The organism is Mitsuaria sp. RG (assembly GCF_028369275.1).
Classification (GTDB): Bacteria; Pseudomonadota; Gammaproteobacteria; order Pseudomonadales; family Pseudomonadaceae; genus Aquipseudomonas; species Aquipseudomonas peradeniyensis.
The window spans coordinates 18,945-39,565 of sequence record NZ_JAQMYQ010000012.1 but is presented as its reverse complement, the minus strand read 5'-3'; the positions used below and the strand labels follow the sequence as shown (position 1 = coordinate 39,565).

Annotated in this window: 20 protein-coding genes; 16 read left to right on the top strand and 4 right to left on the bottom strand. The window is 66.7% G+C overall.

The genetic code is table 11. The annotated features are described in order from the left end of the window. The first annotated feature begins 12 nt into the window (after positions 1 to 12). The 5 genes from fis to POF53_RS09420 all read left to right on the top strand — a co-directional run bounded on the left by fis (position 13) and on the right by POF53_RS09420 (position 7,142). Positions 13 to 291, top strand: a complete 279-nt coding sequence (gene fis / locus POF53_RS09440) for a DNA-binding transcriptional regulator Fis (RefSeq protein ID WP_498967413.1) — start codon at positions 13 to 15, stop codon at positions 289 to 291. A 79-nt stretch (positions 292 to 370) separates the two neighbouring features. Continuing rightward, the gene (gene purH, locus POF53_RS09435) at positions 371 to 1,978 is read left to right on the top strand and encodes a bifunctional phosphoribosylaminoimidazolecarboxamide formyltransferase/IMP cyclohydrolase (RefSeq protein WP_203648107.1); all 1,608 of its coding nucleotides are present in this window, start codon (positions 371 to 373) and stop codon (positions 1,976 to 1,978) included. Between the two features lie 182 nt (positions 1,979 to 2,160). After that, positions 2,161 to 3,456, top strand: coding sequence for a phosphoribosylamine--glycine ligase (gene purD, locus POF53_RS09430; protein WP_203648108.1), 1,296 nt, complete (start codon positions 2,161 to 2,163; stop codon positions 3,454 to 3,456). 136 nt (positions 3,457 to 3,592) lie between these two features. Continuing rightward, the gene (locus tag POF53_RS09425) at positions 3,593 to 6,358 is read left to right on the top strand and encodes a hybrid sensor histidine kinase/response regulator (RefSeq protein ID WP_232856597.1); all 2,766 of its coding nucleotides are present in this window, start codon (positions 3,593 to 3,595) and stop codon (positions 6,356 to 6,358) included. Between the two features lie 187 nt (positions 6,359 to 6,545). Continuing rightward, positions 6,546 to 7,142, top strand: coding sequence for a MarC family protein (locus tag POF53_RS09420; protein ID WP_028691281.1), 597 nt, complete (start codon positions 6,546 to 6,548; stop codon positions 7,140 to 7,142). Between the two features lie 12 nt (positions 7,143 to 7,154). On the opposite strand, the gene cobJ is transcribed toward POF53_RS09420, so the two are convergent. The 4 genes from cobJ to cobG are packed head-to-tail and all read right to left on the bottom strand — an operon-like array spanning position 7,155 to position 11,503. Beyond that, positions 7,155 to 8,855, bottom strand: a complete 1,701-nt coding sequence (gene cobJ / locus POF53_RS09415) for a precorrin-3B C(17)-methyltransferase (RefSeq protein ID WP_232856596.1) — start codon at positions 8,853 to 8,855, stop codon at positions 7,155 to 7,157. Continuing rightward, positions 8,843 to 9,577: a precorrin-2 C(20)-methyltransferase gene (locus tag POF53_RS09410; protein WP_177330861.1), complete on the bottom strand. Its 735-nt coding sequence runs from the start codon at positions 9,575 to 9,577 to the stop codon at positions 8,843 to 8,845. Before POF53_RS09410 ends, cobJ begins: the two co-directional genes overlap by 13 nt. Next, complete coding sequence (locus tag POF53_RS09405; RefSeq protein ID WP_203648111.1) at positions 9,574 to 10,200, bottom strand: precorrin-8X methylmutase; 627 nt, start codon at positions 10,198 to 10,200, stop codon at positions 9,574 to 9,576. The genes POF53_RS09410 and POF53_RS09405 overlap by 4 nt, the downstream gene beginning before the upstream one ends. Then, complete coding sequence (gene cobG, locus POF53_RS09400; RefSeq protein ID WP_498967408.1) at positions 10,193 to 11,503, bottom strand: precorrin-3B synthase; 1,311 nt, start codon at positions 11,501 to 11,503, stop codon at positions 10,193 to 10,195. Before cobG ends, POF53_RS09405 begins: the two co-directional genes overlap by 8 nt. A 230-nt stretch (positions 11,504 to 11,733) precedes the next feature. Between cobG and cbiE the strand changes: the two genes are divergently transcribed. The 11 genes from cbiE to POF53_RS09345 all read left to right on the top strand — a co-directional run bounded on the left by cbiE (position 11,734) and on the right by POF53_RS09345 (position 20,620). Next, the gene (gene cbiE / locus POF53_RS09395; RefSeq protein ID WP_498967406.1) at positions 11,734 to 12,945 is read left to right on the top strand and encodes a precorrin-6y C5,15-methyltransferase (decarboxylating) subunit CbiE; all 1,212 of its coding nucleotides are present in this window, start codon (positions 11,734 to 11,736) and stop codon (positions 12,943 to 12,945) included. Further along, positions 12,938 to 14,032: a cobalt-precorrin-5B (C(1))-methyltransferase gene (locus POF53_RS09390; RefSeq protein ID WP_232856593.1), complete on the top strand. Its 1,095-nt coding sequence runs from the start codon at positions 12,938 to 12,940 to the stop codon at positions 14,030 to 14,032. The genes cbiE and POF53_RS09390 overlap by 8 nt, the downstream gene beginning before the upstream one ends. Next, positions 14,029 to 14,757: a cobalt-precorrin-6A reductase gene (locus POF53_RS09385; RefSeq protein ID WP_498967403.1), complete on the top strand. Its 729-nt coding sequence runs from the start codon at positions 14,029 to 14,031 to the stop codon at positions 14,755 to 14,757. The genes POF53_RS09390 and POF53_RS09385 overlap by 4 nt, the downstream gene beginning before the upstream one ends. A gap of 82 nt (positions 14,758 to 14,839) precedes the next feature. Further along, positions 14,840 to 15,070, top strand: coding sequence for a type II toxin-antitoxin system VapB family antitoxin (gene vapB / locus POF53_RS09380; RefSeq protein ID WP_011535889.1), 231 nt, complete (start codon positions 14,840 to 14,842; stop codon positions 15,068 to 15,070). Then, a complete protein-coding gene (vapC, locus tag POF53_RS09375) occupies positions 15,070 to 15,480 on the top strand; it encodes a type II toxin-antitoxin system tRNA(fMet)-specific endonuclease VapC (RefSeq protein ID WP_498967401.1) in 411 nt (136 codons plus the stop codon). Before vapB ends, vapC begins: the two co-directional genes overlap by 1 nt. Positions 15,481 to 15,552: 72 nt before the next feature. After that, entirely contained in the window at positions 15,553 to 15,990 is a 438-nt protein-coding gene (locus POF53_RS09370; protein WP_232856591.1) for an NfeD family protein, read from the top strand. A 27-nt stretch (positions 15,991 to 16,017) separates the two neighbouring features. Beyond that, positions 16,018 to 16,872, top strand: coding sequence for an SPFH domain-containing protein (locus tag POF53_RS09365; protein ID WP_110735010.1), 855 nt, complete (start codon positions 16,018 to 16,020; stop codon positions 16,870 to 16,872). A gap of 232 nt (positions 16,873 to 17,104) precedes the next feature. Continuing rightward, the gene (locus POF53_RS09360) at positions 17,105 to 17,494 is read left to right on the top strand and encodes a DUF2946 domain-containing protein (protein ID WP_234560879.1); all 390 of its coding nucleotides are present in this window, start codon (positions 17,105 to 17,107) and stop codon (positions 17,492 to 17,494) included. 47 nt (positions 17,495 to 17,541) lie between these two features. Next, positions 17,542 to 18,027: a copper chaperone PCu(A)C gene (locus tag POF53_RS09355; RefSeq protein WP_234560880.1), complete on the top strand. Its 486-nt coding sequence runs from the start codon at positions 17,542 to 17,544 to the stop codon at positions 18,025 to 18,027. Between the two features lie 25 nt (positions 18,028 to 18,052). Then, entirely contained in the window at positions 18,053 to 18,484 is a 432-nt protein-coding gene (locus POF53_RS09350; RefSeq protein ID WP_498967397.1) for a DUF2946 domain-containing protein, read from the top strand. A 69-nt stretch (positions 18,485 to 18,553) separates the two neighbouring features. Beyond that, positions 18,554 to 20,620 carry a TonB-dependent copper receptor gene (locus POF53_RS09345; protein ID WP_498967395.1) on the top strand — a complete coding sequence of 689 codons (2,067 nt, stop codon included), beginning with the start codon at positions 18,554 to 18,556 and terminating at the stop codon, positions 20,618 to 20,620. Position 20,621 lies beyond the last annotated feature (1 nt).

Below are 20,621 nucleotides of genomic sequence, written 5' to 3'. Positions count from 1 at the left end.
GGAACAACGCCCGTGAGCGACAACGCCAACCTCAAGCAGCACCTGAACACGCCGAGCGAGGAGGGCCAGACCCTGCGCGACAGCGTCGAGAAGGCGCTGCACAACTACTTCGCCCACCTGGAAGGCGCTACCGTCACGGACGTGTACAACCTGGTGCTCTCGGAAGTCGAGGCGCCCTTGCTCGAATGCGTAATGAACTACGTCAAGGGCAACCAGACCAAGGCCAGCGAGATGCTCGGGCTCAACCGAGGCACGCTGCGCAAGAAGCTCAAGCAGTACGATCTGTTGTAAGGCCAGAACCCCAACCAGAAAAGGCGCTCATGCAAAAAGGCGCCTTTTTTGCTGACTCCACCGCGTTATGGAATCTGAAATGACCGACCAGACTACCCGCCTGCCGATCCGCCGCGCCCTGATCAGCGTCTCCGACAAGACCGGTATCCTCGAATTCGCCCGTGAGCTGCAGCAGCTCGGTGTCGAGATCCTGTCCACCGGCGGCACCTACAAGCTGCTCAAGGACAATGGCGTGAACGCGGTGGAAGTGGCCGACTACACCGGCTTCGCCGAAATGATGGACGGCCGGGTCAAGACCCTGCATCCGAAGATCCACGGCGGCATCCTCGGCCGTCGCGGCACCGACGACGCCATCATGAACGAGCACGGCATCAAGCCGATCGACCTGGTCGCGGTCAACCTGTACCCGTTCGAAGCCACCATCAGCAAGCCGGGCTGCGACCTGCCGACCGCCATCGAGAACATCGACATCGGCGGCCCGACCATGGTCCGCTCTGCTGCGAAGAACCACAAGGACGTCGCCATCGTGGTCAACGCCAGCGACTACGCCGGCATCGTCGAGGGCCTCAAGGCCGGCGGCCTGACCTACGCCCAGCGCTTCGACCTGATGCTCAAGGCCTTCGAGCACACCGCCGCCTACGACGGCATGATCGCCAACTACATGGGCACCATCGACCAGGCCAAACAGACCCTGTCGACCGAAGACCGCAGCGAGTTCCCGCGCACCTTCAACAGCCAGTTCGTCAAGGCCCAGGAAATGCGCTACGGCGAGAACCCGCACCAGAGCGCGGCGTTCTACGTCGAGGCCAAGAAAGGCGAGGCCAGCATCTCCACCGCCATCCAGCTGCAGGGCAAGGAGCTGTCGTTCAACAACGTGGCCGACACCGACGCCGCGCTGGAGTGCGTGAAGAGCTTCGTCAAGCCGGCCTGCGTCATCGTCAAGCACGCCAACCCGTGCGGCGTGGCCGTGGTGCCTGAGGACGAAGGCGGTATTCGCAAGGCCTACGACCTGGCCTACGCCACCGACACCGAATCGGCCTTCGGCGGCATCATCGCCTTCAACCGCGAGCTGGACGGCGAAACCGCCAAAGCCATCGTCGAGCGTCAGTTCGTCGAAGTGATCATCGCCCCGAAAATCTCCCAGGCCGCCCGCGAAGTCGTGGCCGCCAAGCAGAACGTGCGTCTGCTGGAGTGCGGCGAGTGGCCTGCCGAGCGCGCTGCCGGTTGGGACTTCAAGCGCGTCAACGGTGGCCTGCTGGTGCAGAGCCGCGATATCGGCATGATCACTGCCGATGACCTGAAGATCGTCACCCAGCGTGCACCGACCGAGCAGGAAGTGCACGACCTGGTGTTTGCCTGGAAAGTGGCCAAGTTCGTCAAGTCCAACGCCATCGTCTACGCCAAGAACCGCCAGACCATCGGCGTCGGCGCCGGCCAGATGAGCCGCGTCAACTCCGCGCGCATCGCCGCGATCAAGGCCGAACACGCCGGCCTGCAGGTGCAGGGCGCGGTGATGGCCTCGGATGCGTTCTTCCCGTTCCGCGACGGCATCGACAATGCGGCTAAAGTGGGTATCAGCGCCGTGATCCAGCCGGGTGGCTCGATGCGTGACGCCGAGGTGATTGCTGCCGCTGATGAAGCCGGTATCGCCATGGTGTTTACCGGTATGCGCCACTTCCGCCACTAAACAGATGCCGGGTCGATCCCGGTCCTTGTAGGAGCGGCCTTGTGCCGCGAAAGGGCTGCAAAGCAGCCCACAGGGTTTAGGGATATCCCGGAAATCCAGGGGCCGCCCTGCGGCCCTTTCGCGGCACAAGGCCGCTCCTACAGGAAGCGGGATCGCCGCTCTACAGATTTCGAGGTTTTGACATGAAAGTTTTGATCATCGGCAGCGGCGGTCGTGAACACGCCCTGGCCTGGAAAGTCGCCCAGGACCCACGCGTCGAGAAAGTCTTCGTTGCCCCGGGCAACGCCGGCACCGCCACCGAAGCCAAGTGCGAAAACGTCGCCATTGACGTCACCGCCCTGGAGCAACTGGCCGATTTCGCCGAGAAGAACGTCGACCTGACCATCGTCGGCCCGGAAGCGCCGCTGGTCATCGGCGTGGTCGACCTGTTCCGCAGCCGCGGCCTGGACTGCTTCGGTCCGACCAAGGGCGCGGCCCAGCTGGAAGGCTCCAAGGCCTTCACCAAGGACTTCCTGGCCCGTCACAAGATCCCGACCGCCGACTACCAGAACTTCACCGAGATCGAGCCGGCCCTGGCCTACCTGCGTGAGAAAGGCGCGCCGATCGTGATCAAGGCCGACGGCCTGGCCGCCGGCAAGGGCGTGATCGTCGCCATGACCCTGCAGGAAGCCGAAGACGCCGTGCGCGACATGCTCGCCGGCAACGCCTTCGGTGAAGCCGGTTCGCGGGTGGTGATCGAAGAGTTCCTCGACGGCGAGGAAGCCAGCTTCATCGTCATGGTCGACGGCCACAACGTGCTGCCCATGGCCACCAGCCAGGACCACAAGCGCGTCGGCGACCAGGACACCGGCCCGAACACCGGCGGCATGGGCGCCTACTCGCCTGCCCCGGTGGTCACCGCCGACGTGCACCAGCGCGTGATGGACCAGGTGATCTGGCCGACCGTGCGCGGCATGGCCGAGGAAGGCAACGTCTACACCGGCTTCCTCTACGCCGGCCTGATGATCGACAAGGCGGGCAACCCCAAGGTCATCGAGTTCAACTGCCGCTTCGGCGACCCGGAGACCCAGCCGGTCATGCTGCGCCTGGAGTCGAGCCTGGTGCTGCTGATCGAGGCTGCCTTCGCCAAGGCCCTGGACAAGGTCGAGGCCCAGTGGGACCCACGTCCGAGCCTGGGCGTGGTGCTGGCCGCCGGTGGCTACCCGGGCGACTACGCCAAGGGTGCCGTGATCAGCGGCCTGGATGCCGCCGCCAAGCTTGAAGGCAAGGTGTTCCACGCCGGTACCGCGCTGAAGGACGGCCAGGTGGTCAGCGCCGGTGGCCGCGTGCTCTGCGCCACCGCCATGGGCGACACCGTCGAGGCCGCCCAGCAGCAGGCCTACCGCCTGGCCGAGCAGGTCAAGTGGGACGCCAGCTTCTACCGCACCGACATCGGCTACCGGGCCATCGCCCGCGAGCGCGGTGAGCACCAGCAGTAAAAATGCACCGAACGGTCGTGGCGCTCCGCGCGCGCGGCCTTCGGCTCGTCGTCAAGGCCCCGCCGGGGCCTTGCCTTCGCCTTGGCGCGCCGCGCATAGTTGTTATCCGGCACATTAGCTAAGAAGGGATTTCGTCGTGCGTCGGCTTCGGATTGCCATAGCCCTGATCGTCAGCCTGCTGACCCTGCTCTGCCTGCTCCCGGCACATGCCGAACAGGCCGCAGGCTGGTCGGCGCTGCTCGACGAACAGGCCAACCTGCAATTGTCCGATGTACGCTCCGAACGTTACCGCAACCAGTTCAGCCCCCTGGCCCTCGACGAACTGGATGCCGCCCTCCCCGACCAGGCGCTCTGGCTGCACTACCGCCTGGAACCGCACGACCAGGAGCAACTGGTCCGTATCTTCGCCCCCGACCTGTCGCGCCTGGACCTCTACGCCCTCGAAGGCGGCAAACTGCTGCGCCAGCTGCACCATGGCCGCCAGGGCGATGGCCTGAGCCCGACCCAGCGCGGCCGGGACCATGTGCTGCCGCTGCCACACAGCAGCCAGCCACTGGACATCTACCTGCGGCTGGTCTCCGAACACCAGTTGCGCCCGGCCATCAGCGTCGAGTCCACCGCCCACGCCGCCGCCGACCAGCGCCAGTCGCTGCTGTTCGGCCTGCTGTTCGGCGGGCTGGTGATGCTGATCCTGCACAACCTGATCCGCTTCGCCTATTCTCGCTCCAGCACCACGCTGGTCCTGGCGCTGTACCACGGCCTGATGCTGCTCAGCGCGCTGATCCTGCTCAATCTCACTGGCCCGTGGGGGCAGCTGTGGCACAGCGCACAGACCCCGGCGGCCTACCTGACCTTGGTGCTGGCGGGCCTGGCCGGGCTGTACTTCACCCTGCATTTCTTCTCTCCCTGCAGTTCGGCGCGGCTCAACCGCCTGATGCAGATGGAAATGGTAGTGGCCGCGGTCAGCGGCCTGGTGCTGCTGTTCGTCGACACGCTGCCGCTGAACCTGATGACCTACGCCCTGCTCGCCCTGGGCAGCGTGAGCATGCTGCTGGTCAGCAGCTATCACTGGTACAAGGGCTACGGCCCGGCGCGGCTGTTCAGCGTGGCGATGCTGGTGTTCAACCTCGGCGGCCTGGTACTGCTGCCGGCCCTGCTGGGCCTGACCCGCACCCCAATGCCCTGGCTGCTGTGCATCCTCATGGCGTTGACCGTGGTCAGCGGCCTGTTGCTCAACCTCGCGGTCAGCGAGCGCCTGCGCCGGATCAGCGAAGAGCGCTTCCGCGCCAGCCGCGCCCTGGCCGCCAGCGACGCCGAGATCAACGCCAAGGCCGAGTTCCTGGCCAAGATCAGCCACGAGATCCGCACCCCCATGAACGGCGTGCTGGGCATGACCGAGCTGCTGCTGGGCACGCCGCTGTCGGTCAAGCAGCGCGACTACGTGCAGACCATCCACAGCGCCGGCAACGAACTGCTCACCCTGATCAACGAGATCCTCGACATCTCCAAGCTCGAATCGCGACAGATTGAACTGGACGACGTGCAGTTCGACCTCAACGCCCTGATCGAGGACTGCCTGAACATCTTCCGGGCCAAGGCCGAGCAGCAGAACATCGAGCTGATCAGCTTCACCCAGCCCCAGGTGCCCAGGGTCGTCAGCGGCGACCCGACGCGCCTGCGCCAGGCCCTGTCGAGCCTGCTGGACAATGCCCTGAAGAACACTACCCAGGGCGAGATCCTGCTGGTGGTGGCCCTCGACCAGCGCGGCGACAGCCCGCGCCTGCGCATCGCCGTGCAGGACAGCGGCGAGCCGATGCCGCCCGCCGAGCGCGACGCCCTGCTGCAGGCCGAACTGCACAGCCGCCACTTCCTCTCCAGCAACAAGCTCGGCGGCCACCTGGGCCTGGTGATCGCCAAGCAGCTGATCGGCCTGATGCAAGGCGAGTTCGGCATCAAGACCAGCACCAGCATGGGCAACACCCTGTGGCTGACCCTGCCGCTGGATCCGCAGCGCCTGGAGCAGCCGGCCACCGACCTCGACGGCCCGTTGCGCGATGCGCGGGTGCTGGTGGTCGACGACAACGACACCTGCCGCAAGGTGCTGGTGCAGCAATGCAGCGCCTGGGGCATGAACGTCAGCGCGGTGCCGTCGGGCAAGGAAGCGCTGGCGCTGCTGCGTACCAAGGCGCACCTGCGCGACTACTTTGACGCGGTGCTGCTGGACCAGAACATGCCCGGCATGACCGGCATGCAACTGGCGGCCAAGATCAAGGAAGATCCGAGCCTGAACCACGACATCCTGGTGGTGATGCTCACCGGTATCAGCAATGCGCCGAGCAAGATCATCGCCCGCAACGCCGGGGTCAAGCGCATCCTCGCCAAGCCGGTGGCCGGCTACACGCTCAAGACTACCCTCGCCGAGGAGCTCGCCCTGCGCGGCCGCGACCAGGCCGCGCCGCCGCTGCCGGTCGGCACTCCGGTGCCGCTGGACCTGCCCGGCGACTTCCGCATCCTGGTGGCCGAGGACAACAGTATTTCGACCAAGGTCATCCGCGGCATGCTCGGCAAGCTCAATCTCGAGCCGGATACTGCCAGCAACGGCGAAGAAGCCCTGCAAGCGATGAAGACCAAGCACTACGACCTGGTGCTGATGGACTGCGAGATGCCGGTGCTCGACGGCTTCTCCGCCACCCAGCAGCTGCGCGCCTGGGAGTCCGCCAACCAGCGGCCGCGCACCCCGGTGGTGGCGCTGACCGCGCACATTCTCAACGAGCACAAGGAGCGCGCACGGCTGGCCGGCATGGATGGCCATATGGCCAAGCCCGTGGAGCTGTCGCAATTGCGCGAACTGATCCAGTTCTGGGCGGGGCAGCGTCAGGTAGTTACTGCCCCCCTCGACTGAAATGCTATTGGTGTAGGAGCGGCCTTGCCGAGGCGTCGGACCGGCCGGAATGGGCTGCACAGCAGCCCCCGGCCATTTCTGCTTTAGCTGAGATCCCGGGGCCGCGCTGCAGCCCTTTCGCGGCGCAAGGCCGCTCCTACAGGATCCGTGCTATACAGTGACATTTCACCGCCGCGGACCCGCCCCCATGCTCCATGAGTTGTTCAGCGTCTACCTGAAAATGCTCGTGCTCTACAGCCCGTTCTTCGTGCTGTCGTGTTTCATCGGCCTGACCCGCGGCCACTCCAGCAAGGAACGCAAGCAACTGGCCTGGCGCGTGGCGATCGCCACGCTGGTGGCCAGCGTGCTGCTCTATCTGTTCGGACGGGTGATCTTCGGCGTGTTCGGCATCACCGCCGACGCCTTCCGCATCGGCGCGGGCTCGGTGCTGTTCATCTCGGCGCTGGGCATGGCCCAGGGCAAGTCGGCGGTGCAGACCGACAACGTGCAGCAGGACGTGACCATCGTGCCGCTGACCATTCCGCTGACAGTCGGCCCGGGCACCATCGGTGCGCTGCTGGTGATGGGGGTGGGCCAGCCGCACTGGGACGACAAGCTGCTGGCCATCGTCAGCATCGCCCTGGCCAGCTTCACCGTCGGCCTGGTGCTGTACCTCTCGCACCGTATCGAGCGGCTGCTCGGCGACCAGGGCCTGCAGATCGTCAGCCGCCTGATGGGGCTGTTCGTCTGTGCCCTGGCGGCGCAGATCATCTTCACCGGGATCAAGGGCTACCTGCTGCCCTGACCCCGGCTGCACTCAGGGCTTGGCGGGATACCAGCGCGGCGTGTACACCCACTGGCCGCCATCGGCACGGGGGAAGGTGCAGGTGGTCGAGGAGCCGACCAGCACCATGGTACGCATGTCGACCATCTCCGGCAGCAGCTCGCCCAGGGTCACTACCCGCAGGGTCTGGCCCGGCCGGCCGATATCACGGCCCAGCACCACCGGCGTGCCTGCGTCACGATGACGGCGTACCACCTCCAGCGCCGCACCCAGCTGATGAGGCCGGGCCTTGGAGATCGGGTTGTAGAACGCCAGCACCAGATCCGCCTGGGCCGCCAGGTCGAGGCGTTTCTCGATGATCGACCAGGGCTTGAGGTTGTCCGACAGCGACATCACGCAGAAATCATGCCCCAGCGGCGCCCCCGCTTGCGCGGCGGTGGCCAGCGAGGCCGAGACGCCGGGCAGGATCTGCAACTCGACGCGCTGCCAGGCCGGGTCGCTGGACTCGTGCAACGCCTCGAGCACTGCGGCGGCCATGGCGAACACGCCCGGATCACCCGACGACACCACCACCACCGAACGCCCCTGGGCCGCCAGCTCGAAAGCATGACGAGCGCGCTGCATCTCTTCGCGGTTGTCGGTGCAGTGCAGTACCTGATCGTCGCGGAACGGGCCGGCCATGCGCACGTAGGTTTCGTAGCCGAGCACATCCTGCGCCCGCGCCAGCTCCGCCTTGACCGCCGGTACCATCAGTTCGGCGGCACCAGGGCCCAGGCCGATCACCGCCAGGCGACCACGGCGACGGCCAACGCGGGCGATGTCGACCGGTGCCGCGGCAACGGCGTGGGCGAGCCCCACGGACGAACCTACGCGCGCGTGCGGCAATGCATCAGCCAGCATCCGCTCCAGGCTCTCGGCGGCCGGGGCGAAGCGCAGGGCGACATTCAAGGCCTGTGCAGCTTCGTGCAGGGCCGACTCCGCCATCTCGGTTTCGCTCGCCAGCAGGCAGGCCAGCGCAGGCTCGGCAATGTTCGCTCGCAGCAGCTCCTCGCGCACCTGTTGCACCAGGTCAGCGCTACCGGCTGTGACCGCCACCACCACGCAACGCGCGTGGATCAGCAGTTCGTCACGACTGGCCGGACGCAGTGCGCTGCCCACGTGGATAGTGCGTTGGGCATCTTCGCTGGCGGGCAACTGCGCGTGCTCAAGCCACGGCGCGTCGCCTTCGACACGCACCGCCTCGCCCGCCAGCAGGTCGCAGACGAAGCGCTTGCCCTGTTCCAGGTCCGCCAGTGCGTAACCCTCGGGCGGATTCAGCAGGCAGGTGCCGAAGCGCAGCTCGCCACTGGTGGTGATCGCCGCGCTGACACCCAACGCTTCACCGATCTCTCGGGCCATGACGTTGACTCCGCCCAGGCCACCGAGCAGCGGAACCACGGCGCTGCCGTCCTCGGCCACCGCCAGTACCGGTGGTTCGACGCCTTTTTCGCTCAACAGCGGCGCCAGGGTGCGAATGACGATACCCGCCGCGCACAAGGCGATGATCGGCGTGTCTTGCTGATACAGCTCACGCAGGGTGTCGCCGAAGACTGCGTAGTAACGGTCGACACCCTCCACGCGCCCTTGCAGGCCATGGATCACGGCCTGTGGATAGCATTGCTGGATACGCTGCGCGGTAGCCAGGCTGCCGGGGCCGAGAATGACGATTGCCGGTGCCTTGATCATCCCTGCCATTTCTCACCCGGCACGATGATCAGCGAGAAGTACGGCGAGGACTGCGGGTCGACCTCGTCCAGCGCGACGATCTTCTGGTTGGCCATGGTGGCCCGCTCCACGTACAGCGCACGGCTATCCAGGCCCAGCTCGCCGAGCACCTGGCGCACCTTGGGGAAGTTGCGCCCCAGCTTCATGATCACTGCCGCGTCGGCAGCAGCCAGTCGCTGTTTGAGCTCTTCATGGGGCAGCACACCGGAGAGCACGGTAAGGGTCTGGTTGCGGTACACCAACGGTGCACCGAGCACCGAGGCGCCACCGAGCATCGAGCAGACGCCCGGAATCACCTGCGCCTCGTAGCGCGAGGCCAGGCGATCGTGCAGGTACATGTAGGAGCCGTAGAAGAACGGGTCCCCTTCGCAGATCACCGCCACGTCGCGGCCGGCGTCCAGGTGCGCGGCAACCTGCAGGCTGGCTTCGTCGTAGAAGTCGCTGATCACCTGCTCGTAGGAGAGCGGCGCGGGCAGCGCCTCGGTGGTCACCGGGTACACCAGCGGCAGCAGGGTCTGTTCGGCTTGCAGGTGCGCTTCGATGATACCGAAGGCATTGCCGCGCTTGCCCTTGGCCACGAAGTACGCCACCACCGGTGCCTCGCGCAGCAGGCGCAGGGCCTTGACCGTGATCAGCTCGGGATCGCCCGGGCCCACGCCCAGGCCCAGCAGTCGTCCGCGTGCGTGCATCATTCCACCTCCGTGGCCAGGGCGTTGACCGCGGCGGCGGCCATCGCGCTGCCGCCCAGGCGGCCCTGCATGATCACGAACGGCACGCCACGGCTGTCGGCGGCGAGCATCGCCTTGGACTCGGCGGCGCCGACGAAGCCGACCGGGAAGCCGAGGATCAGCGCCGGTTTCGGTGCGCCGGCATCGAGCATTTCCAGCAGATAGAACAACGCGGTCGGCGCGTTGCCGATCACCACCACGCTGCCCTCCAGGTGCGGGCGCCACAGCTCCAGGGCCACCGCCGAACGGGTATTGCCCTCGGCCTTGGCCAGGTCCGGCACGCTCGGGTCGCGCAGGGTGCAGATCACCGGGTTGTTGGCCGGCAGGCGGGCGCGGGTGATGCCTTCGGCAACCATGTGCGCGTCGCAGAGGATCGGCGCGCCCTTGGCCAGGGCTTCGCGACCGGCGCTACCGGCGCCATCGGAGAACTGCAGGCCATCGATGGCCTCGACCATGCCGCAGGCATGGATCACGCGCACGGCGAGTTTTTCGAGATCGGCGGGGATCCGTTCGAGCCGGGCCTCCTCGCGGATGATCCGGAAGGAATTGCGATAGATCTCCTGACCATCGCGGATGTAGTCAATCATCAAGGTGCTCCGTCGGCAGGTCGAGCATGGCGCCTGCTTCTTCTGGGGTAAGGTTGGCGGCGCGCAACCTGCCGAAGCCCGGCAGGCGCGCATCGCGCAAGTAAAGGTCATAGCGGCCCGGGGCGCGGGCCAGCAGGGTCGCCGGGGCGACGTGGGCCATGGCGCAGGAACGTGGGCAGGCGGACAGGTGCACGCAGCCCGGGGCGCCATGGTGCAGCAGGGCGGCCAGGGCGATGGCGTCAGCCTTGGTGTCGGCCTGGGCCTTGGCGCAACCGCTGGAGCCGGTGCAGGCGACGACCCGCGCCAGTGGATGTTCGTTGTGGCAGAGCATGCCGGATGCCGCCAGTTGCACACGGGCGTTTTCCAGCGCGGTCGGTTCGAGGGAGGTCAGCACCAGGCTCTGCCAAGGCGTCAGGCGCAAGCTGCCATCGCCCCATTGCCGGGCGATGCGCGCGGCACTACGGAGCATTACGGGCGTCAGCCGCCCGAGGGGTGGCGCGACGCCCAGGGCCACACCCTGGCGCTGGGGCAGCACGCCCAGCCACGGGCTTGTCGTCGCCGGGCGCTGCCAGGGCATCGACGGGGTGTCGATCTGGATCGCCAGCCCTTCGAGGAAGTGCTCAACCGGGCACACCTGCAGCAATTGACGCATGCGCGACTGCTCGGGCGTCGCCAGGTCGAGGAAGCGCTCCAGCACCGCGCGCACCAGCGCCGGCCCCTGCTCCATCGGTACCGCACCCAGCGCCTGGCCATTCGACAGGCTGCTCGCGAGGCCGAACCGCAACCAGATGCGTCCTTCGTGCGGCATGGCGGACAACCACAGGTCGTGGGCGTGGTCGAGCATCGCCAGCGCTTCGCCGCCATCGAGCTGCACGGCGAACTTGGCCGAGAGCTTGTGGAACCGGGGTGTGCTTTCCAGCAGGTCGAGGATCTGCCCGGCCAATGGTCGGGTGTCGAACAGCATGGTCGGATCGAGTCCGGCCAGTGGGCTGAGCATGAGGTTGCGCACATCATCGCCCGCCGCGTCACGCGGGCCGAGCCCTGCGGCCAGCAGATGCTCGACCAGGCCGCCGTGATCCTGGCCAATGCCACGGATCTGCAGGTTGGCCCGGTTGGTCGCCTCGATCACCCCGCCGGCGAAGCGCTCGGCGGCGTCGGCCACGGCATCGGCCTGGTCGGCCAGCAGCAGGCCGCCCGGCAGCTTGATCCGGCAGATGCCACCGTCGCGCGCGGCAACGATGCGCCACAACCCCGGGCAGGCCGAGGGACGGGTCGAAACTTCGGAGGGTGGGGGCTGCGTCAAGGGGGCATCCGGCAATCGTGAAAGTGCGCTTCAGTGTAGAAGGCGCGGTATTATGCCTGCTTTGTCCGGCGGCATGAAAAGCCGGTGGTCGAACGTTCAATTTCGGGGCTGCTGTGCAGCCCTTTCGCGGCACAAGGCCGCTCCTACAGGGTTTGCGCTGCACCTGTAGGAGCGGCCTTGCGCCGCGAAAGGGGCACGTAGTGCCCCCATGCGGTATCGAAGAGGACCCAATGGCCCCCTGGCTGACAGTAATAGGCATCGGCGAAGACGGTTTCAGCGGCCTGGGCAAGCAGGCCCGGCGTGCCCTGCTATCGGCCACGCGAATCATCGGGGCCCCACGCCAGCTGGCACTGCTGCCCCGCTGCGTGACCGCCGAGCAATTGCACTGGCCCAGCCCCTTCTCCCTGGCCCCGGTCATGGCCTTGCGCGGCGAGCCCGTATGCGTACTGGCCAGCGGCGACCCGATGTTCTACGGCGTCGGCGCCAGCCTGGCGCGCCAGCTGCCCGCCGAGGAATTGCAGGTGCTGTCGATGCCCTCCTCCTGCGCCCTGGCCGCCGCCCGCCTGGGCTGGCCGTTGCAGGATGTACAGGTGGTCTCGGTGGTTGCCCGCCCACTGGCCGCGCTCAATGCCCATCTGCACAGCGGCGTGCGCCTGCTGGTGCTGAGCAACGACGAGTGCAGCCCGGCGGCCATTGCCTCGCAGCTGTGCGAACGAGGCTTCGGCCCCAGCCGTCTCCAGGTGTTCGAACACCTCGGCGGCCCCCAGGAGCGAATGCTGAGCGGCACCGCCGACGACTGGCCGCACACCGACATCGCCACGCTCAACCTGGTCGCCATCGAATGCCAGGCCTCGCCCGACACCCCACGCCTGCCGCGTGTGGCCGGCCTGCCCGACAGCGCCTTCCGTCACGACGGCCAGCTGACCAAGCGCGACGTGCGAGCGATCACCCTGGCTCGCCTGGCACCACAACCCGGTGAGCTGCTGTGGGACGTAGGTGCTGGCTGCGGCTCGATCGGCATCGAATGGATGCGCGCCCACCCCAGCTGCCGTACCCTTGCGATCGAGGCCGACGAGAGCCGACAGGGCTTTATCGAATACAACCGCGACACCCTCGGCGTGCCCGGCCTGCAACTGATTCGCGGCAAGGCCCCCGAAGCGTTGGCCGGGCTGGAGCGTCCGGACGCGATCTTCATCGGCGGCGGCGTCACCCGCAAAGGCATGCTCGACCTGTGCTGGGAGCGCCTGCTGCCGGGCGGGCGCCTGGTTGCCAACGCCGTCACCCTGCAAAGCGAGGTCGCCCTGGCGCAGTTCCGCGACCAGCATGGCGGCGAGCTGACTCGCATCCACATCGCCCACACCCAGCCTCTGGGCAGTTTCGACACCTGGCGCCAGGCCCTGCCGATCACCCTGCTCGACGTGGTGAAGCCCCTCGATGCGTGAAGAAACCCGCGAACAGCCCGCGCCGCTGCGCAGCGGCCTGACCACCGGCAGCTGCGCCACCGCCACCAGCCTGGCGGCGGCGCGCCTGCTGCTGACCGGGCAACGGCACGACGCGGTGGAGATCACCCTGCCCAAGGGCAAGGTGGTGCAGATGCGCCTGGAGTTCTGCCACCTCAAGGGTGACATGGCCGAGGCCGGTACCTTGAAGGATGCCGGCGACGATCCCGATGTCACCCACGGCGCCCTGCTCTACAGCCAGGTGCGCCTGCTCGCCGAGCCCGGCGTTCGCTTCGTCGCAGGCGCGGGCGTTGGCACCGTGACCCGCCCGGGGCTGGTGCTGGCAGTCGGTGAACCGGCCATCAACCCGGTGCCGCGCAAGATGATCAGCGACCATCTGCTGCAACTGGCCGGCGATTGCGGCTACCACGGCGGTTTCGAAGTGACGGTCAATGTCCAGGGCGGCGAGCAGTTGGCCCTGAAGACCATGAACCCGCGCCTGGGCATCCTCGGCGGGCTGTCGATCCTGGGCACCAGCGGCATCGTCCGGCCGTTCTCCTGCTCGGCCTACATCGCCTCGATCCACCAGGGCATCGACGTCGCCCACACCAACGGCTACACCCACATCGCCGCCTGCACCGGCAACGCCAGCGAAGACACCATGCGCCGTGTCTACAACCTGCCGGAGATCGCCCTGATCGAGATGGGCGACTTCGTCGGCGCCGTGCTCAAGCACCTGCGCAAGGTACCCGTGCCGCGCCTCACGCTATGCGGCGGCTTCGGCAAGATCAGCAAGCTGGCGGCCGGGCACATGGACCTGCACAGCCGCCACTCCAGCATCGACCTGCCACAGCTCGCGGGCTGGGCGGCGGCGATTGGCGCGGACACCGCGCTGCAACAGGCGATCATCACCGCCAATACCAGCCAGCAGGCCCTCGCACTTGCTCATGCTGCCGGCATCGCCCTCGGTGACGAGGTGTGCCGCCACGCCCTGGTCTTCGCCCGTAGCGTGGTGCCGGCCCAGGTGCAGGTGGAAGTGTTCGCCATCGACCGCCAGGGCGGCATCGTCGGCAAGGCAGGTGTGGCATGAAGGGGCGCATCCTGCTGCTCGGCGGCGTCACCGAAGCCCTGGCCATTGCTCGCCAGCTGGGTCCTCAGCACGTCTATAGCCTCGCCGGTATCGGCCGTGTACCACAGGACCTGACGTGCCAGGTGCGGGTCGGTGGTTATGGCGGTGCCGAAGGCCTGGCCGACTACCTGCGCGAAACAGGCATCGACCTGCTGATCGACGCCACCCACCCCTACGCCGCGCAGATCAGCCGCAACGCCGCCCTCGCAGCGCGCAGCGCCGGCATTCCCTGCTGGGCCCTGCGCCGCCCGGCGTGGCAGGCGCAGGCTGGGGACGACTGGCGCGAAGTCAAGGACTGGGCCGGGCTGATCGAGGCGCTGACCCCGTTCGAGCGCCCCTTGTTCACGCTGGGTCGTGAACCCTTGCAACATCAGGACGAAATTCCACCACACCAGTTCTGGACCCTGCGCGCGCTCGAGGCGTGTCCCGCCAATGAACGCTGCGAGGTGATCGGTGCTCGCGGGCCGTTCCTCATCGACGACGAACGTGCCCTGTTCGAACGTCGGCGGATCGATGTGCTGGTCAGCAAGAACAGCGGCAGCACGGCTACCGAGCCGAAGCTGGAAGTGGCGCGGGAGCGCGGGATTCCAGTACTGGTGCTCAAGCGGCCGGTGCTGCCGGAGGCGGATCGGGCGTTTCAAGATGCAGGGTTACTGCTGGAGGCGCTCGGCCTGTCCAAGGCCTGACCTCGCTACGTATATCCCATTGACATATCCATTCCCGGAATTAAACTCCGGACATACATTTGCGCTTTCAAGGAGGCCCATCATGGAGCAAGGTGCAGTCTTCAAAAGCAACCGCAGCCAGGCTATCCGTATGCCCAAAGCCCTCGCCCTTCCAGAAGACGTCACCCGCGTGGACATCGTCGCGGTGGGCCGTTCCCGTATCATTTCGCCTGCCGGCGAAAGCTGGGACAGCTGGTTCGAGGGTGACGATGTGAGTGCGGACTTCATGGCAAGCAGGGAACAGCCAGCCGACCAGGAGCGCGAAGGATTCTGATGCTCAGGTACATGCTCGATACCAACATCTGCATTTTCACCATCAAGAACAAGCCACAGGTAGTGCGCGAGGCATTCAATCGCTACCACGGCCAGTTGGCTATCAGCACGGTAACCCTGATGGAGTTGATCTACGGTGCGGAGAAATCCGCCGCGCCGGTACGTAACCTGGCCATTGTCGAGGGGTTCGCCGCACGGCTCGATGTGCTTGACTACGACATTCAGGGCGCAGCTCACACCGCGCAGCTACGTGCGGAGCTGGCCAAGGCCGGCACGCCCATCGGCCCCTACGACAGAATGATTGCCGGCCACGCCCGCGCTCGTGGCCTCACGCTGGTGACCAACAACCTGCGCGAGTTCCAGCGTGTTCCGGGGTTGCGTGTGGAAGACTGGGTGTCACACCCACGCTGACGGTCACGAGATGGCCCTGTGCCTTGATCCTGCCGTAGAATCACCTCTCCCCTTCTGGAAGGCTCCACCCATATGGAAATGCAATGGTGGATCTGGCTCGTCTTCGGCGTGGCCCTGATCCTGCTGGAACTGGTGCTCCCCACCTTCTTCATCCTCTGGTTCGGCGTCGGTGCCGTGCTGGTGTCGCTCGTCTCGCTGCTCGCCCCCAGCCTGCAACTCGATATGCAGGGCCTGCTGTGGGTGGTGTTCTCATCGATCACCACCGTGCTCTGGTTCAAGGTGTTCCGCCGCAAGAAGCCGGACGTGCGCTGGACCGCCGACAGCGTGATCGGTGAGGTCGGCCTGCTGACCGCCAACGTGTCGCAGTTCCAGAAAGGCCGGGTACGCTTTCAGAAACCGATCCTCGGCAACGAGGAATGGACTTGCGTCTCGGACAATGAAATTCCCGCCGGCGAGCGCGTGCGCCTGGCCGCCATCGAAGGCAACACCGCCCGGGTCACCCGGGCCTGAATCCGCACTAAAAGGAAGTTCGCAAGCATGACCAGCCTCATCGTCGTCGGCACCCTCGCCGCATTCGTCCTGATCACCGTGTTCAAGGGGGTGCGCATCGTGCCCCAGGGCGAGGAATGGATCGTCGAGCGCCTGGGCCGCTACCACAGCACCCTCAAGCCGGGCCTGAACATCGTCATTCCGTACATGGACGTGGTCGCCTACCGCCTGCCGACCAAGGACATCATCCTCGACGTGCAGCAGCAGGAGATCATCACCAAGGACAACGCGGTGATCGTCGCCAACGCCCTGTGTTTCGCCAAGGTGGTCGACCCGCAGAAGGCCTCGTACGGCGTGCAGAACTTCTCGTTCGCCGTCACCAGCCTGACCATGACCTCGCTGCGCGCCATCGTCGGCGCCATGGACCTGGACGAGGCGCTGTCCAGCCGCGAGCAGATCAAGGCGCGCCTGCGCGAAGCGATGTCCGAGCAGACCGAAGACTGGGGCGTGACCGTGCGCTCGGTGGAGATCCAGGACATCAAGCCCTCGCCGAGCATGCAGACCGCCATGGAACGCCAGGCGGCCGCCGAGCGTGAGCGTAAAGCTGATGTGACCCGCGCCGAAGGCAACAAGCAGGCGGCGATTCTCGAAGCCGAGGCACGCCTGCAGGCGGCCAAGCTGGATGCCGAGGCCCAGGTCAACCTGGCCGAGGCGTCGGCGCGGGCGATCACCCTGGTCAAGGAAGCGGTGGGCAGCGAGACCGTGCCGGCCATGTACCTGCTGGGTGAGCGGTATATCGGGGCGATGGAGAATCTGGCGGGTAGCGACAATGCCAAGGTGGTGGTGCTGCCGGCAGATCTGCAGGAGACCGTGCGTGGGCTGATGGGGCGTGGCAAGGCCTGATACCCCAGCCCTGCGCGAGCGGGCATCGTGGGAGCGGGCTTGCCCCGCGATAGGGCCCGCCCAGGCAACATCATTCCCAGGCCTGGCCCTATCGCGGGGCAAGCCCGCTCCCACGAACCCGCGCCTCTGGCACGACATGCTCTGCCCCAGGTGCGGCACTTCACCGCACCCCGGCTTTTTTACCTATACTCCGCCGTACAATAGCCATCACGATTCCTGACCGGATCTCTCCATGCCCCCACGTCGGCACATCGCCTGGATAGCCTGCTTCGCAGTGCTGTTCAACCTGCTGGCCATGCCGCTGTCCTCTGCCGCGCCCAAGGGCCCGGCCGAACAGCTGCTGTGGGGGGCTTTCTGTTCCAGCATGGCCAACAAGGCCAAGGTCGATGTCCAGGCCCTGGCCAAGATCGACCTGGGGACGCAAAGCGACGACAGCGCCAGCATGATGAACTGCTGGTGCTGCCTGGGCGCGGCGCCTTTGCTGGCCCTACCCGGCTACCCGCCGCAGTTGCACAACCCTCCCGTGCAGCCGGCAAGCCACCCACAACACCTCGCCGACTACCAACCCACGCCGCGCCAACTCTGGCCCGCGCTCAATCCCCGTGCCTCTCCGCTGGTCTGAGTTCACTACGCTGTCCTTCAGAACCTGAACAGACCGGAGACTCACCCATGCTCAAGCAAGCCCTCGTCCTGGCCGCCCTGCTGCTGCCCGGCGCCTACGCCACCGCCCACGAGTACAGCGTCGGCGACCTGCATATCGCCCACCCCTGGTCGCTGGAGCTGCCGCCGAACGCGCCCAACGTGGCGGCCTACTTTGTCGTGCACAACAACGGCAAGGCCGATGACCGCCTGCTTTCGGTGAAAAGCCCCATCACCGACGACGCCCAGTTGCATGAGCATGTGATGAGCGCCGCCGGCGCCATGAAGATGCAACATGTGCCAAGCGTGTTGGTCCCGGCCGGCAAGGATGTGGTGTTCGCCCCCAGCGCCTACCACGTGATGATCATGCAACCCAAGGACCGCAGCCTGCTGACCGACGGCAAGCGCTTCCCGCTGACCCTGCACTTCGAAAAAGCCGGTGACGTCACTGTCGACGTCGCGGTGCAGAAGCAGCCACCGGCCGAGCAGGCCGCGGCGCACGAGCACGCGCACTGACCTGATCGACTGACTGGCGCTCGCCATGAGCCTGCCGCGCTACAGCTCCGCCCGCACTACCCGCCCTGATTGCAGGCGCGTCGGTGGCGGCTGGCTGAGCCTGTTCGCCATGTGGATGATCTTCATCGGCCCGCTGGTTTCCCAGTCGATGCCGATGGAGCACCACGCCGGCATGTCCATGCCCATGGACATGTCGATGAGCATGCCCATGGCGCACGGTCACGACGAGCACCACGGCCACGGCAACGATGGCCAGCTGCATGTGATGTGGGAGAAGTGCGGCTACTGCAGCCTGCTGTTCAACTGCCCCGCCCTGCCCCAAAGCCTCAGCCCGCTCAGCGCAGGCTGCGCCCCCCCACCCACCCACCTCACCGTCGCCACGCGCCAGGGCCATGCCCGGCAGGCTGTATTCCCCGGCGCCCGCAGCCGCGCACCGCCCCGTTCGATCGTCGTATGAACACAACACGCTAAATGCCCGAAGCCAGGAGGCTTCGCGCTGACTCACGACTGATCGACTGGAATCATTATGTCCGGCTGCACCCCTGTTTTTGCCCTTTCCCTGCGTGGCACCGTCGCCATGCTCTGCGGCTCGCTGCTCGCGCCACTGGCCTTCGCCGCCGAAACTGGCCATGAAGGCCATGTGCACGACCCGGCCGAGCTGAGCCCGACGGTGATCACCGCCATCGCCCCGAGCTCGCCACTGACCGTGGTCACCAACCCCAAGGACCCGCGCCAACCCGTGCCCGCCAGCGACGGCGGCGACTACCTCAAGACCATCCCCGGCTTCTCGGTGATCCGCGCCGGCGGCACCAATGGCGACCCGGTGCTGCGCGGCATGTTCGGCTCGCGCCTGAACATCCTCACCAACGGCGGCATGATGCTCGGCGCCTGCCCCGGCCGTATGGACGCCCCGACCTCGTACATCTCGCCGGAAACCTACGACCGCCTCACCGTGATCAAAGGCCCGCAAAGCGTAATCTGGGGCCCAGGCGGCTCCGCTGGCACCATCCTCTTCGAGCGTGAACCGGAGAAGTTCGGCGAGCTGGGCAGCCGGGTCAACGGCAGTGTGCTGGCCGGCTCCAATGGCCGCTTCGACAAGGTGCTCGACGCCGCGGCCGGCGGTTCGCTCGGCTATGTGCGCTTCATCGGCAACCAGTCGCACTCGGACGACTTCGAGGACGGCAACGGCGACACCGTGCCGTCGCGCTGGGACAAGTGGAACGGCGATGTCTCGGTTGGTTGGACCCCGGACGCCGACACCCTGCTCGAACTGACCGCCGGCAAGGGCGACGGCGAGGCCCGTTCCGCCGGGCGCGGCATGGACGGCTCGCAGTTCAAGCGCGAAAGCCTGGGGCTGCGCTTCGAGAAGTCCAACCTCGGCGAGGTGCTCGACAAGGTCGAGGCGCAGGTCTACTACAACTACGCCGACCACGTGATGGACAACTACACCCTGCGCACCCCGTCGGGCGCCGGCATGATGGGGATGCCCATGGTCAGCAACGTCGACCGCCGCACGATGGGCGCGCGGATCAAGGCCACCTGGCGCTGGGCCGACGTGCAGTTGACCAGCGGCATCGACGCGCAGACCAACGAGCACCGCCAGCGTGGCGGCATGGGCGTCAACGCGCACAAGGGCCAGCCCTGGACCAAGGATGCCGACTTCCACAACTACGGCGCCTTCGGCGAACTCACCTGGTATGCGACCGGCGAAGACCGCCTGGTCACCGGCGCCCGCCTGGACCGCGCTTCGGCCCGAGACTTCCGCAAGGGCAGCGCCACTGAAGGCGATACCCGCGCCGACACCCTGCCCAGCGGCTTCGTGCGCTACGAGCACGACCTGGCGGCGATCCCGGCCACCACCTACATCGGCCTCGGCCACACCCAGCGCTTCCCCGACTACTGGGAGCTGTTCTCGCCCAAGCGTGCCCCGGCCGGTTCGGTGAACGCCTTCGACGGTATCAAGCCGGAGAAGACCACCCAACTCGACTTCGGCATCCAGTACCGCGACGAGCGCCTGGAAGCCTGGGCTTCGGGTTATGTCGGGCAGGTCCGCGACTACATCCTGTTCGACTACCAGCGCAACATGATGGGCTCGCTCACCTCCCAGGCACAGAACATCGACGCCCGCATCATGGGCGGCGAACTGGGCGCGGCCTACAAGCTGACCGAAAACTGGAAGGCCGACGCCACCCTGGCCTACGCATGGGGCAAGAACAGCAGCGACGGCAAGGCCCTGCCACAGATGCCACCGCTGGAAAGCCGCCTGGGGCTGACCTACAGCCGCGACACCTGGAGCGTCGGCGCCCTGTGGCGCCTGGTGGCCGAGCAGAACCGCATCGCCCAGAACCAGGGCAATGTGGTCGGCAAGGACTACGACACCAGCTCAGGCTTCGGCGTGTTCTCGCTCAACGGCGCCTACAAGATCAACAACAACCTCAAGCTCAGCGCGGGCGTCGACAACCTGTTCGACAAGGCCTACGCCGAGCACCTGAACCTGGCCGGGAACGCCGGGTTCGGCTACCCGGCCAACGCCACGGACCCGGTGAACGAGCCAGGCAGGACCTTCTGGACCAAGGTCGACTTCAGCTTCTGAC